This window comes from Streptomyces cavernae (assembly GCF_004023625.1).
Lineage (GTDB): Bacteria > Actinomycetota > Actinomycetes > Streptomycetales > Streptomycetaceae > Streptomyces > Streptomyces cavernae.
Genome location: NZ_RPDJ01000023.1, coordinates 174,033 through 187,600, shown reverse-complemented (window position 1 = coordinate 187,600; position 13,568 = coordinate 174,033). Strand labels below are relative to the sequence as shown.

Genomic DNA, 13,568 nt, shown 5'->3' with positions numbered 1-13,568 from the left:
GAGGGCCGAGCGGGGGCCGAGCCCGAGGGCTGAGCCGGGGGCTGGCGGCAGGGCTGATCGGGAGGGCCGAGCGGGGGCTGAGCCCGAGGGCTGAGCGGGGGCTGAGCCCAGGGGCTGAGCGGGAGGGCTGAGCCCAGGGGCTGAGCGGGGGCTGAGCCCAGGGGCTGAGCGGGAGAGCTAAAGCGTCTCCGGCGTCTCCGGTGGCGGTGTCGCGGCTCCGGGCAGTCGTACCATCGCCACCGTCCCGCCGCCGTGTGCCGGGCGCAGGGACACCTCACCGCCTGCCTGCTGGACCGTACGAGCCACGATCGACAGGCCCAGGCCGGAGCCGGGCAGGGCGCGTGCCGACGGAGAGCGCCAGAAGCGGTCGAAGACGTGCGGGAGTTCGTCCGTCGGGATGCCCGGGCCGTGGTCCCGTACCGTCAACTGGCCCTTCACCAGTACCACTTCGACAACGCCGCCCTGCGGGCTGAACTTCACCGCGTTGTCGAGGATGTTGACCACCGCACGCTCCAGTGCGGCCGGCTCACCCCGGACGTACCACGGCTGGAGGTCCGCGGTGATGGTCAGCTCCGGACCGCGCAGCCGGGCGCGGCGCAGGGCGTTCTCCACGGTGTCCTGGAAGTCGACGATCTGCATGCCCTTGCCGTGCTGGCCCGAGTCCGAGCGCGAGAGCTCCTGCAGGTCGCCTATGAGCGAGGCCAACTCGGTCATCTGCGCCTTGACGGAGGCGAGCAGGGCTTTGCGGTCCTCCGGGGGGATGGCCCGGCCGGTCTCCTCGCTGCGGCTGAGGAGTTCGATGTTGGTGCGGAGGGAGGTAAGCGGGGTGCGCAGCTCGTGGCCGGCGTCGGCGATGAGTTGTTGCTGGAGGTCGCGGGAGCTGGCGAGGGCGCCCGTCATCGAGTTGAAGGAACGGGAGAGCCGGGCGATCTCGTCGTCGCTGGCGTCGTCGACCGGGATGCGGATGGTCAGGTCCTCGGTGCGGGCGACGTGCTCGACGGCCTCGGTGAGCTTGTCGACGGGGCGGAGGCCGGCTCGGGCGACTGTGAGGCCGGCGGCGCCTGCGCCGATGACTCCGATGCCGGAGACGAGAAGCAGGATCAGGGACAGTTCGTTCAGGGTGGACTGCGTCCCCCTGAGCGAGACGGCGATCATGATGCCCGCGCCGTCGATCAGCCGCTTGTCGCCGGGTCCGTAGTCCGCGGTCAGGGGCATGGTCAGCACGCGCACCGCGTTGCCGTCGGAGTCGGAACCGTTGCGCCGGATCCCCTTGGTCGGGTCTCCGTTCTCGGTCACCTTCTTGTCGCTGTCGGTGACTTTCAAAACACCCGCGGAATAGTCGAAGACGCAGTAGGAGCCGTCCGACTTGATCAGTTGGACATACGCCGAGGACCGCACGTGAAAGCCGTCCCCGATGCTCGACGGGGTCGGGGAGCAGTCGCTGATGATCTCGGTGATCTTCTCGATCGGCAGAGTCCTGTTCGCCGCGCGCAGGTCGTTGTCGAGCTCGTCGTACAACTTCCCCTGCACGATGAACCAGCACGTCACCGACACCGCCGCCACCGCGAACGCCACCGCCGCCGCGACCAGCAAGGCCAGTCGGGAGCGCAGGGGCAGGGAGCGGAACCGCTTCATCACTCCGCGCCGCCCGACCGCAGCACATACCCCACGCCCCGCACCGTGTGCACCAGGCGCGGCTCGCCGCCCGCCTCGGTCTTGCGGCGCAGGTACATGACGTAGACGTCCAGTGAGTTGGAGCTGGGCTCGAAGTCGAAGCCCCACACCGCCTTCAGGATCTGCTCGCGGGTCAGCACCTGGCGCGGGTGGGCCATGAACATCTCGAGCAGGGTGAACTCGGTACGGGTCAGCTCCACCGGCCGGCCGCCGCGCGTGACCTCGCGGGTGGCGAGGTCCATGCGCAGGTCGGCGAAGGTGAGTGCCTCGTCCTCGGGGGCGCCGACCGTCTGGGCGGCGTAGGAGCTGCGGCGCAGCAGCGCGCGGATGCGGGCGAAGAGCTCGTCGAGTTCGAAGGGCTTGACCAGGTAGTCGTCGGCGCCCGCGTCGAGGCCGGTGACGCGGTCGCCGACGGTGTCGCGGGCCGTCAGCATGAGGATCGGCGTGGTGGTGCCCGCGCCGCGCATCCTGCGGGCCGCGGTCAGTCCGTCCATGCGCGGCATCTGGATGTCGAGGACGACCAGGTCCGGCTGGTAGACGAGGGCCTTGTCCAGCGCGTCCGCGCCGTCCACGGCCACCTCGGTTTCGTACCCCTCGAAGGCGAGGCTGCGCTGGAGCGCCTCCCGCACGGCGGGCTCGTCGTCGACGATCAGGATGCGCTGGATGTCACGGTCGCCTTCGGCGGGGCTCATCGGTCTTCCTCGGGTGATGTGGACGGGGAGGCCTTCAGCCTCGCAGGGTACGCGGCGTCGCAGGGCTCGCGGCCTCTCGCGGAGGGGCTCAGCTCGGACCGGGCGGCGAGGGCTCAGCCCCGTGGCGGGCGGCGGCGGGGACTCAGCCTCGGACCGGGCGGCGGCGGGCCGCGCGGGTGCGGCGGGCCGTGCTCGTGCCGCGGGCGGCCGGAGTGCGTGCGGCCGGGGTGGCCGGAGTGCGTGCGGCCGGGGTGGCCGCCACCTCCGGCGCGCGGGGCGCCGGGGTGTGCAGCTCGCGGGCGACCGCCAGGGCCAGGGTGAGGCCGGCCGCGTCGGAGGCCGGCGCGGGGAGCGTGGTGTGCTGGACGACGGTGATCATGAGGGACCTCCGATGGGGTTACTCGTCAGTTCCGCGAGCCGCTGCGCAGGCTCGCCAGGTCGGCCTTGACCGTGTTGACGGGGATGGCGAAGCCGAGGCCGACGCTGCCCGCGCCGGCGGAGCTTTCGGCGGCCGAGTACATGGCCGAGTTGATGCCGATGATGTTGCCGTTCATGTCGATCAGCGCGCCGCCGGAGTTGCCGGGGTTGAGCGAGGCGTCCGTCTGGAGCGCCTTGTAGGTGGTCGTGGACGAGCCGGTGTCGCCGTTGAACTGCTGTCCGCCGAACTCGAACGGCCATCCGTCGTCCTGTCCGGGCTGCCGGCCCTGGTTCTCGTCGGTGGACACGGTGACGTCACGGGCGAGCGCGGAGACAATGCCGCTGGTGACGGTGCCGGTGAGGCCCTCGGGGGAACCGATCGCCACGACCTGGTCGCCGACCTTGACGCCGTCGGAGTCGCCCAGGGTGGCCGCCTTCAGGCCGGAGGCGTTCTCCAGCTTGATCAGCGCGAGGTCCTTCTTGCTGTCGGTGCCGACGACCCGCGCCGTGTACGTCTTGCCGTCGCTGGTGGCCACCTTGATCGAGGAGGCGCCGGAGATGACGTGGTTGTTGGTGATGATCTCGCCGTCGCTGGTGATGATCACGCCGGAGCCGGTGGACTCGCCGGAGTTCGAGGCCGCGCTGATCTCCACGGTGCTCGGGCTGACCGCGGCGGCCACTCCGGCGATCGTGCCCTTCTGGCTGGCGGCCACCACGCTGGTGGTGGTGCTGCTGCTGGCCACCGTGTTGTCGCCGCCGGTCAGCTGCTGGATGCCGTACGCGGTGCCGCCGCCGACGGCCGCGGCGGCGATCGCCACGGCGGCCAGCAGGGCGAGAGGGCCCCGGGCGCGCTTCTTCGGGGTGGGCGTGGGGGTGGGCGTGAGCGCGTTCGCGGGAGCCGCGGCGGCGTCGGCGTTCAGGACCGCGGTGTGACCGGTGCCGCTGCCGTCGCCGCCGCCGACCGCGGTCTGCGCGCCCGTCGCCGGGGCGGCCGCCGGACCGGGGGCCGGGGCGGGGTAGGCCGGCGGTGCGGGCCAGTCGGGGTGCACGGGAGTGGAGGAGTGCTGCTGGGGGTCCGCCGACCGCTGAGGGTACGCGGACTGCTGGGGGTAACCAGACTGCTGGGGGTCGCCCTGCGGATACTCGCCGCTGCGGAAGCTCTCGGTCATGTCTCAGAGCTTGGCGCGCTCTTATGAGAGCTCCCTGAGGGCTCCCTGAGAAGCCCGACAGAAGGCTGTATGCCCGATATAAAGCCGCCTGGACAAAGCCGCCCGGGCCGTGAACCGGGGACGGCCCGGGCGGCCATGACACTCACCGGCGCCGCAAAAACTCTTGCGATTCCCGTTATTGCGTGGGACTCGGGCCCGGTGACAACGTACGATCTCTCTTCGCCGGAGGGGGGCTCCGCGGTTTCGCTCGAACACACGTCGGGCCGGTGCGTCGAACGCCTTCCTCGGGCCCGCGCACCCATCTGCACTCTCCTGGGTCCCGTGTTCCACGAGCCCAGGTCGACGTACTCGACTCACACCAGGAGCCCTGAGTGAAGCACGCTCTGCCCAGCCGTTGGCGACGCCCCCGCACGGCGCTTTCCGCGGCCGCCATCGCACTCGCGCTGGGCGGCGCCGGTGCCGTCGTGGCGAACACCGCGATCGCGACCGGCGTCGACGGGGCGTCGGGCGACCCGGGTCTCGCGGCTCCGGCCGCTCCCGGGCCGACCGACTCCGCCAAGGAGTTACGCGGGCGGCTGCTGAACGCCGCCGAGAAGCAGGCGGCCGAGAACAAGGACCAGAAGCAGCAGGCGGCCACCGAGGGGTCCGCCACCGCCGGGTCCCAGAAGGTGTCTCCGTTCATCGTCGGCGGCAGCGTGACGGCCGTCTCGTCCTCGCCGTGGATGGTCCAACTCGGTTACTACGACAGCGCCACCGACGAGGGCTACTTCTGCGGCGGCACCCTGGTGGCCCCCAACAAGGTCCTCACCGCGGCGCACTGCGTCGCGGGCCTGGACTGGGTCGAGAACGGTACCGTGCAGGCCGGCAGCGCCGACCTCGGTGCCGGCGGAACCACGGTGGGCGTCTGGCAGCAGTGGGTCCACCCCGGCTACAACCCGAGCACCGTCCGCAACGACATCGCCGTCCTCACCCTGAACCAGCCCCTGAAGCAGCAGTGGCTGCGGCTGGCCGCGTCGAACGACAGCGCGCTCTACAAGCCCGGCACCACCGCCACCGTCTACGGATGGGGCCTGACGTCCGGCGGCGCGGGCGCCGAACTCTCCGCAAAGCTGCGCAAGGTGAACCTGCCTCTGGTCGCCGACTCGACCTGCAACAGCGCGATGCGGACCGTGCTCGGCAAGGACATCTTCGCCGAGGGCTCGATGATCTGCGCGGGCACCCCCGCCACCGGCACCGACGAGGGCACCAAGAGCCCCTGCAACGGCGACTCCGGCGGTCCGCTCGTCGTCGCCGGCAAGGTCGTCGGCGTCGTCTCCTGGGGAGTCGAGGGCTGCACCGGGAAGGGCGCCTACCCGGTCTTCACCAAGGTGTCCGCCTTCACCGGGGTCGCGCAGCCGCGCATCGACGACACCAACCTGTCGTTCGACGGCCGTGCCGACCTGATGGCCCGAACCCCCTCCGGAAACCTCTACCAGCAGAACAGCAAGGGCAAGTCGCTCGCCAAGCGGAAGTACGCGGGCAACGGCTGGCAGAGCGCGAACTGGATGCTGCAGGCGGATCTGGACCGCAACTGGGACCAGGACCTCATCCACCGCGACAAGAGCGACGGCAAGATCCACCGCATGTACTGGAACGCGGCACAGGAGGAGTGGAAGGACCAGATCGTGAGTACGGTCTGGGGCGGCTACAAGTCGTACGCCATACCAGGCGACCTCACCGGTGACGCCCGCCCCGACCTGGTCGCGCTCGACGCCTACGGCTCGGTGTTCCTGTACCCGGGCAAGGGCAACGGCCAGTTCAACGCCAAGGTGCGGATCGTCAACAAGGCGTGGAAGGGCGTCAAGCTCATCGGCCACGGCGACCTCACCGGCGACGGCAAGGCCGACCTGCTGGTCCGCAACAGCTCCGGCACCGTCTACCTGTACCGCGGCACCGGCGTGACCTCGAAGCCGTTCGCCACCCGTATCACGGCACGCACCGGCTGGAAGTTCACCGCGTACGTGGCGAGCGGCGACGTGACCGGCGACGGCAAGGCCGACCTCATGGCTCGCGACTCCGGGGGCAAGCTGTGGCTGTACCCCGGCACGGGCAAGGCGTCCTCGTCCCTCTTCGGCACACGGATCAGCCTGGGCGCCGGCTACAACCAGTACAACCTGTTGTTCTGACGGATCCACAGCGGATCCCCTCGGCCCAGGGCCCGGGGGCGTCGGGGGGCCGCGGCTGATCCACACGGTGTGGGGGCTTGGGGAAGCTCTGCGCGCCGCGGCCCCTGTACCCCCTTCGAGGCGGGTACAGGGGCCGTCGGACGCCGGCGCCACCGGGCGATCGGGCCACCGGCGAGCCCGGGCGTGAGCCGTTCGCGAGCCCGGGCGTCAGCCGTTCCGCGCGGGGCCGGTCCGCCCGGGGACCTCCTTCATGCCGTCCACGATCGCGCGGTCGGTGATGGCGCTGGTGAACATGACGGTGCCGGGATTGATGACGACCCCGTCCTGGGAGACCTTCCTCACCTGGACGTTGCGCTCGCCCAGGAAGGCATGGGTCTTCTTGTCGAAGATCCACTCCTCGCGGTAGCCGCCCGTCTCGTCCAGCCGGGCCACCGCCACACCGGACCGGCCGATCGCGTCCTGCGCGTCGTTCACCACGACGACTCCGGGGATCTTCGCGGCGGCCTTGAACAGGGCCGAGTAGAGCTCCGCGGGCGGGTAGCTCTCGGTGAGCAGGTCGCCGATCGTGGTGAACGCCTGCTGGTCAGGGGTGTTGCCCTGCCCCTCGGTCTCCTTGTAGATCATCTCCAGCAGCTTGTCGGGGTCGGTGGTCACCTTGGCCAGGAAGTCGTACGTGGGGTTGTTGATGCTGCCCTCCTCGTACCCGCCCTGCTCGTTGGGCAGGCTCAGCGTCTCCCCCTCCGCACTCTCGTTCACCGCCGGGTCGATCAGCCACCCCTCCTTGCCGTCGGCGGACTGCCAGATCTGACGCCGGTGCAGTTCATGACTGGCCAGGCTGCTCTTGTCCTCGACCGTCTTCACGAACGTGTCGGCCGTCTTGGACTCGATGTAGACGAACTGGCCCGGCTTGACGGTGGGGTGGGACGCGTCGGCCGCCGCGAGCGAGATCCGGTCGAGCAGTTGCGGCACGCCCTTGCTGGTGGCGGCGCCGACCTGGGTGGTCAGGGCCGGCCCGGTGGCGACACCGGTGTCCCGTACGCCTTGCCCGCTGTTCATCACCGTCCCCGCGACGACCGCGCCCGCCAGGGCCAGGGCCATCGCGGGCAGGGTGATCGCCGGGCGCGGCAGCCGGAATCGGCCGGTCTTCGGACGGGCGGGGGCCGCCGTCGCCGTGTGCGCCTCCCCCTGGACGCCCTGCCGCGTGTCCTGCTGCATGTCCTGCTGGATGTGGGCCATCAGACGCTCCTTGTGGAACTGGTGACGGCCCGCCGGGAGTTCGCGCGCAGTCTGGGGCAGGAGCGGTGCGCTCTCTTCCCACTCGGCCGGGCGCTGCCGGGACTGGGTCGCTTTCATCGGTTTCCTTCCGATACGGGCCGGATCGCGTGGATACGTTCGCTTCTTATCTGGCGATCCGGTCGGCCGGGTTCCCGGTTTTCCCTCACGAGTTTTCCGCCGGGTCCAGCGGGGCGGACGGGCTCCGCGGGCGGGGTCGCGAGCAGTTGGGCCTCGGTGAGCTTGCGCAGCTTGGTGCGGGCCCGGGAGAGCCGGGAGCGGACCGTGCCGACGGCGATCCCCAGCGCCTCGGCCGCCGCCGTGTACTCCAGGCCCTCCCACAGACACAGCGTCAGGACCTCGCGCTCCGGCCTGCGCAGTGTGGCGAGGGCGCGCAGTGCCGCGGCGATGCGCCGCCGGTCGTCGAGCCGCCCCGCCACTTCGTCGGCGTGGTCGGGGAGCGTCGTCTCGGCCTCCGCTGCGGCGATGGCCGCCGCCCGGTAGCGACGGATGCTGCGGTAGTGGCCGCGCGCGACGTTGGTCGCGACGCCCAGCAGCCAGGGCCGCAGGGAGCCTCCCTCGGCGTCGACCCGGTCACGGAGCCGCCAGGCCTCCATGAAGGTCTCCGCCATCACGTCCTCGGCCGCGGACCAGTCCGCGGTGAGTCGGAAGGCATGGTTGTAGACCGCGCGCGCGTAGCTGTCGTAGAGCTCGGCGAACGCGCTCGGATCCCCGGCCCGTACCCGGGTACGCATATGAGTGCTCACCCTCACTAGCTGGCGGCTCACCCCCGCCGAGTTCCCGTGACCCCGATCACATTGTGGTGGGTGAGGGTGTTGGCTGCGGGTGGCGGGCCGGGAGTTCCTCGCCCCCTCCGAACCTGCCCGTCCCGTACCGTCCCGTCCCGGGGCCCCGCCCAAGACCCACGTACGGTCGGAACGGCCTCGGCCTCAAGCGCCGGACCGCCGGACAACCCTCCGCACCGGCCCGCGTGAGCACGCGGTCTACCGCCCGAACGCCAGCCCCGACCCCGTGACCTGCACCCGGATCCCCTCCTCCTCGACGCGCACGTCCCGCAGCCGTACGTCCCCCTCGGCCGGCTCGGGCAGCCGGAAGCCGAGGGAGAGCTGGTCGGCGAGGGCGGGGCGGGTCAGGCGGGTCAGACTGTCGAGGAGCGCCGGGTCCAGGCCGAAGCGCTCGAGCAGCTTCGGGTTGTCGGCCGCGACGTCCACGAGGTTCAGGTCCATGGCCTGGCGCACGAAGCGGGGCGAGCCGGTGAGCCGGGCGAGTTCGGTGTCGTCGCGCAGCGCCTGCCGGACCACCGTGTCCGGCACGCCGAGCCGTCGCACCACCGACGGCACCGCCAGCAGCGCCTTCGCCTTCCGGGTCTCCTTCGCCAGGCGCTCGGCCGACGCACGCGACAGGTGCAGGCCCTCCGAGGGGCGGCTGCCCGGCCGGTAGGTCGCCAGGTCTCCGATGTCCAGGCGCATTCCGCCGATCTGGGTGGAGATGCCGCGCTCGCCGTCGCGCCGGATGCGGGCGTCGGCCCGGATCTTGAGGTCGTGCCCGGCCACCGGCAGGGTGCCGCGGGCCAGCACCCGGTCCCGGCCTTCACCGCTGAACGTGACCTGGGAGGCGCCCAGTTCGCGGTTCAGGTCCTCGAAGGAGAGCAGCACCTCGCCGTTCACCTCGGGGATCCGGGCGCCGCGCACGGCCGTGGGAGCGCCGTCGATACGGATGTTCTTCGCGGTCGCCGACACCTTCGCCAGGGAGACCCGGGCGGCGGCGACGTCCGGGACGGTGACCTGCACGGTGTCGAGCCGCCCGTCGAGGAACTGGGTGACGAACGGGAAGCCGCCGATCTCCACCTCGGGCGCCGCGCTCAGTTTCAGGGAGTCCTTCAGCCGGCCGGCCGCCTCGTGCTCGGCGTAGAGCACGGCCCAGCGGTCGCCGAGGGTGAGGAACGCGCCGAGGACGAGGAGGGCCACGACGGCTTTCAGGGCGAACGGGAGACCTGCGAAGCGCTTCTTGCGGCGCCCGCGCCGCCGACCCGCGCTCCTGCCGTTCGCAGGCTCGTCGTTCGCGGGATCGTCGGTAGCCGTGCCGCCGTCGGCGGGATCGTCGGTCGCCGTCGCGCCGTGTACGGAGCCGTCGTACGCGGAGCTGTCGTACGCGGAGCCGTCGTACGCGAAGCCGTCGTACGCCGGGCCGAGGTATCCGGAACCGTCGTACACGCGGCCGTCGTTCGCGGTCGCATCGTTCGCCGTGCCGCCTCGGAGGAATTCCTCCAGCGGTCCGCTCGCGCCGAGTTCGTCGAGCCGGCCGAGTTCCTCATAAGGCTGTGCGGGGGGATGTACAGGGGCCTGAGCGGTCATGCGGTGGGGGGTACGCATCACTCCATCCGAACATGCGTACCACCCCTGTCCGCAACCGCAACCCGCCTTGTGCGACCTACTTCACGATCGTGATGCGGTCCGCCGCCGGCACCGGATAGGGCGCCGCCGCCGAGGAGTTGGCCGTGAGGTACGCCTCGAACGCCGCCAGGTCGTCACCGCCGACCAGGACGTCCGCGCCCTTGCCGAGCTCGGCGAAGCCGTCGCCGCCGCCGGCGAGGAAGGAGTTCATCGCGACGCGGTAGGTGGCGGCCGGGTCGATCGCCGCACCGTTGAGCTTGACCGAGTCGGCGACCACACGCGCGGCCCCCGTCTTGGTGAGGTCCAGGGTGTACGTCAGCCCCTTGGAGATCTGCAGGATCTTCGGCGCGGCCTCGTTTGCGCCGCTCACCTGCTGCTGCAGCGCGGTGATCAGCTGGGCGCCGGTGAGATTCACCAGGTTGACGGTATTGGCGAACGGCTGGACCGTGAACGCCTCACCGTAGGTCACCACTCCGTCGCCCTCACCGTTGCCGGAGGCGTAGGTGAGTCCGGCGCGGATGCCGCCCGGGTTCATCAGCGCCAGGTCGGCCTCGGGGTCGAGGGACTTGGCGTAGGCGAGCTGGGCGTCGGCGATCATGTCGCCGAGCGGGGACTCCGTGCCCGTGTTGGGGATCTCACCCGCGATGTAGCCGATGGGGCGCGAGGCGATGGGCGCGGAGAGCGTCTTCCACTTGGCGATCAGCGCGGTCATGTCGGACGCCTTGGGCACCGTACGGGTGACCACGTGGTTCGCCGACTTCACCGCCGTACGGGCGATATCACCGGTCCAGCGGTCGTACGTCAGCGTGGTGTCCGTGTAGAGCCGGCCGAAGGAGGCGGCCGAGGTGACCATGCGGGGCTTGCCCGCCGGGTCGTTGATGGTGCACGCGTACGCCTGGTGGGTGTGGCCGGTGACCAGGGCGTCGACGGACGGGGTGATGTTCTTGGCGATGTCGACGATCGGGCCGGAGATGCCGTCGCCCGGGCCGGGGCTGTCGCAGTCGTAGTTGTACGCCGTGGAGGCGGGCGCGCCACCCTCGTGGATCAGCGCGACGATCGACTTCACGCCCTGCCGCTGCAGCACCTTGGCGTACTTGTTGATCGTCTCGACCTCGTCGCGGAACTTCAGGCCCTTGACGCCCTCGGCGGAGACGATGTTCGGGGTGCCCTCGAGGGTCACGCCGATGAAGCCGACCTTGACGCCGTTCTTCTTCCACACCCAGTAGGGCTTGAGGATCGGCTTGCCGGTCTTCTCCTTCGTCACATTGGCCGCGAGGTAGGGGAAGTTCGCGCCGCCGAACTTCTCGCTGTCGTCGTAGCAGCCCTCCTTGGGGTGGCAGCCGCCGTTCTGCAGGCGGGCCAGCTCCTTGGCTCCCTCGTCGAACTCGTGGTTGCCGACGCTCGTCACGTCGAGGTCGAGCTTGTTCAGGGCCTCGATGGTCGGCTCGTCGTGGAAGAGCCCGGAGATCAGCGGCGAGGCGCCGACCATGTCACCGGCGGCGGCCGTGATCGAGTACTTGTTGGTCTTGCGGGCCTGGCGCAGATGCGTGGCGAGGTACTCGACACCACCCGCGTCGATCGTCTTGCTGGTGCCGTCCTCCTGGTGCTCCGTCACCCGGCCCGAAGAGCCGGTCGGCGGCTCCAGGTTGCCGTGCAGGTCGTTGAAGGACAGCAGCTGGACGTCCTGGTAGCGCGGGCTGCCCTGGTGGTGCTTGGGCGTCGCCCTGTCATGGCCGGCGCTGGCGGGCACCGCTGCGGCCAGCGCCCCCACGGTGGCGATTCCGGCGGCGCCGGCGAGCAGGCGATGGGTCCGTCTGGACCGAGGCGTTGACGCCATGGATCCCCCCTGGGGAGTCGTGAGAGTCATGTCGTGAGAGTCACGAGGCGGCTGGGGCCTGGCGCGCAGCCTAGATTCAACGCGCGTAGCGCAACAGGGGGTGCTTGTTAACTCTTTTGCATCTGGTGTGCGAACCGATCCCCAATTCAGGGTGCCTCACGGGCTCTTGCCGGTCCTGACGTGCCGTCCGGCCCGGGTGACTCAGGCTCAGAACATCACCAGGGCACGACTCCGTTGTCGTCGAAGAGCTGACCGGTGGGGCCATCGTCGGGCAGGGTCGCCAGCCGGATGGCGATCGCGGCGCCCTGCTCAGGGGTCTGAGTTCCGCTGAACCCATTGAGGTCGGTGGCCACGTAGCCGGGGCAGGCGTTGTTGATCAAAATGTTGGTGTCGCTCAGCTCCTTGGCGTACTGGATGGTGACGGCGTTGAGGTAGGTCTTCGTCGGCGAGTAAGCCCCGCTGATCCCTCCGAGGTCGACACCGGGCCTGGTCTGCAGGGCCAGCGAGCCGACATGACTGGACTGGTTGACAATCCTCGGGTGCGTCGACCGGCGCAGCAGCGGCAGCATCGCGTTGGTGATCCGGATGACGCCGAAGACGTTGGTCTCCACCAACCGCCGCACGGTCTCCAGGTCGATGGTCGTCGGCTCCTCCGGCCAGCCACCCGCGACGCCGGCGTTGTTGATCAGCACGTCAAGGCGTCCCGCCCGCTCCTCGATCAGCTGCGCCGCGGCGTTCACGCTCTCGTCGTCGGTCACGTCCAAGGGCACGCCGAAGGCGTCGGCACCTGCCGCGCGCAGTTTCGCCACGGCGTCCGACCTGCGCTGCCGGTCTCGAGCACCGACACCGACGCTCCAGCCCAATGCGCTCAGCCCGGCCGCGATCTCGTATCCGATGCCCTTGTTCGCACCGGTGACCAGCGCAATCGTCTTCTCACTCATGACAGCGAGCATGGCTGCGCTGCGACCAGGCACCAACACCATCTCGGCAACGCAGCAATACCCGAGCGACATCAATTGACCGTCCGCCGAAGTTACCGTGCACCCATGGAGATACGCGAGCTGCGGTACTTCGTCGCCATCGCCGAGGAACTGCACTTCGGCAAGGCCGCCCAGCGTCTGAAGATAGCCCAGCCGCCCCTGTCCCGCGCCATTGCCCGGCTCGAACGACAGCTCGGGGTCACACTGCTGGAGCGCACCAGCCGCAAGGTCACCCTCACCGACGCGGGGGCCGTGCTGCTGTCCGAGGGGCGCGCGATCCTCGCGGCGGTAGCCGCAGCCGAGCGGCGTACCCAGCAGGCTGCGCAACGGCGCCCCCGCATCGTCCTCGCCGTCAAATCCGGCACCGTCGGCGAGTTGCTGGCCAAACTGCTCGACGCCTACCGCGCGGAGCCCGGTGCGGCCACCGTCGATCTGTTGCTCTGTGAGGCGCATCAGCAACAGAAATTGCTGCGGAACGGGCAAGCCGATGTGGCTCTGCTGCATTTGCCGTTCGATTCGACGGCCGGACTCGACACCGAAATTCTGGACACCGAGGGACAGGTGGCGATCCTGCCCATCTCTCACCCACTGGCCGGCCGCTCACGGATTCGGGTGGCCGAGGTCACCGCATTGCCGGAACTCCCGATGGCCCGCTGGCCCGACGATGACGGCAGCTACCCGAAGGGACCAGGAGCAGAGGTACGCAACCTCACACAGCTCTTCCAGCTGATCGCGCTCGGCCGTACCACCGTGATCGTCCCCGAGTCCGCCGGCACCGACCTGCGCCGAGATCTCGCCGCCGTGCCGGTCCTGGATGCTCCGCCCGTGACAACGGTGATCGCTTGGCCGTCGCAGAGCCGACTTCGCGCAGTCGCCGACCTGATCCGCGTAGCAACACGTCTTTGACCGGCCGCTCGCGTGGCGGCCTCGGCGAGGGAGGGACGTACG

The 13,568-nt window shown here is 70.3% G+C and carries 11 protein-coding genes; 2 read left to right on the top strand and 9 right to left on the bottom strand.

Features of this window, described 5'->3' with window-relative positions; translation table 11 throughout:
- Positions 1-177: 177 nt before the first annotated feature.
- The 4 genes from EF387_RS30450 to EF387_RS30435 all read right to left on the bottom strand — a co-directional run bounded on the left by EF387_RS30450 (position 178) and on the right by EF387_RS30435 (position 3,952).
- A complete protein-coding gene (locus EF387_RS30450; protein ID WP_128379845.1) occupies positions 178-1,635 on the bottom strand; it encodes a sensor histidine kinase in 1,458 nt (485 codons plus the stop codon).
- A complete protein-coding gene (locus EF387_RS30445; protein WP_128379844.1) occupies positions 1,635-2,366 on the bottom strand; it encodes a response regulator transcription factor in 732 nt (243 codons plus the stop codon). Before EF387_RS30445 ends, EF387_RS30450 begins: the two co-directional genes overlap by 1 nt.
- Positions 2,367-2,508: 142 nt before the next feature.
- Entirely contained in the window at positions 2,509-2,745 is a 237-nt protein-coding gene (locus EF387_RS30440) for a hypothetical protein (protein ID WP_128379843.1), read from the bottom strand.
- A gap of 25 nt (positions 2,746-2,770) precedes the next feature.
- Entirely contained in the window at positions 2,771-3,952 is a 1,182-nt protein-coding gene (locus tag EF387_RS30435) for a S1C family serine protease (protein WP_128379842.1), read from the bottom strand.
- Positions 3,953-4,323: 371 nt separating this feature from the next.
- Here EF387_RS30435 and EF387_RS30430 point away from each other — a divergent pair, with 371 nt between their 5' ends.
- Positions 4,324-6,117 carry a trypsin-like serine protease gene (locus EF387_RS30430; protein WP_128379841.1) on the top strand — a complete coding sequence of 598 codons (1,794 nt, stop codon included), beginning with the start codon at positions 4,324-4,326 and terminating at the stop codon, positions 6,115-6,117.
- Between the two features lie 207 nt (positions 6,118-6,324).
- On the opposite strand, the gene EF387_RS30425 is transcribed toward EF387_RS30430, so the two are convergent.
- The 5 genes from EF387_RS30425 to EF387_RS30405 form a co-directional block, all read right to left on the bottom strand.
- Complete coding sequence (locus EF387_RS30425) at positions 6,325-7,470, bottom strand: CU044_5270 family protein (RefSeq protein WP_128379840.1); 1,146 nt, start codon at positions 7,468-7,470, stop codon at positions 6,325-6,327.
- Complete coding sequence (locus EF387_RS30420; protein WP_128379839.1) at positions 7,467-8,144, bottom strand: RNA polymerase sigma factor; 678 nt, start codon at positions 8,142-8,144, stop codon at positions 7,467-7,469. Before EF387_RS30420 ends, EF387_RS30425 begins: the two co-directional genes overlap by 4 nt.
- Positions 8,145-8,393: 249 nt before the next feature.
- Positions 8,394-9,782 (bottom strand): LmeA family phospholipid-binding protein, encoded by a 1,389-nt coding sequence (locus tag EF387_RS30415; protein WP_420802643.1) that lies wholly within the window; start codon positions 9,780-9,782, stop codon positions 8,394-8,396.
- 58 nt (positions 9,783-9,840) lie between these two features.
- Entirely contained in the window at positions 9,841-11,640 is a 1,800-nt protein-coding gene (locus tag EF387_RS30410) for a bifunctional metallophosphatase/5'-nucleotidase (RefSeq protein ID WP_128379838.1), read from the bottom strand.
- Between the two features lie 215 nt (positions 11,641-11,855).
- Positions 11,856-12,593, bottom strand: a complete 738-nt coding sequence (locus EF387_RS30405; RefSeq protein ID WP_128379837.1) for an SDR family oxidoreductase — start codon at positions 12,591-12,593, stop codon at positions 11,856-11,858.
- A 93-nt stretch (positions 12,594-12,686) separates the two neighbouring features.
- On the opposite strand from EF387_RS30405, the gene EF387_RS30400 reads away from it, so the two are divergent.
- Entirely contained in the window at positions 12,687-13,526 is an 840-nt protein-coding gene (locus tag EF387_RS30400; protein ID WP_128379836.1) for a LysR family transcriptional regulator, read from the top strand.
- Positions 13,527-13,568 lie beyond the last annotated feature (42 nt).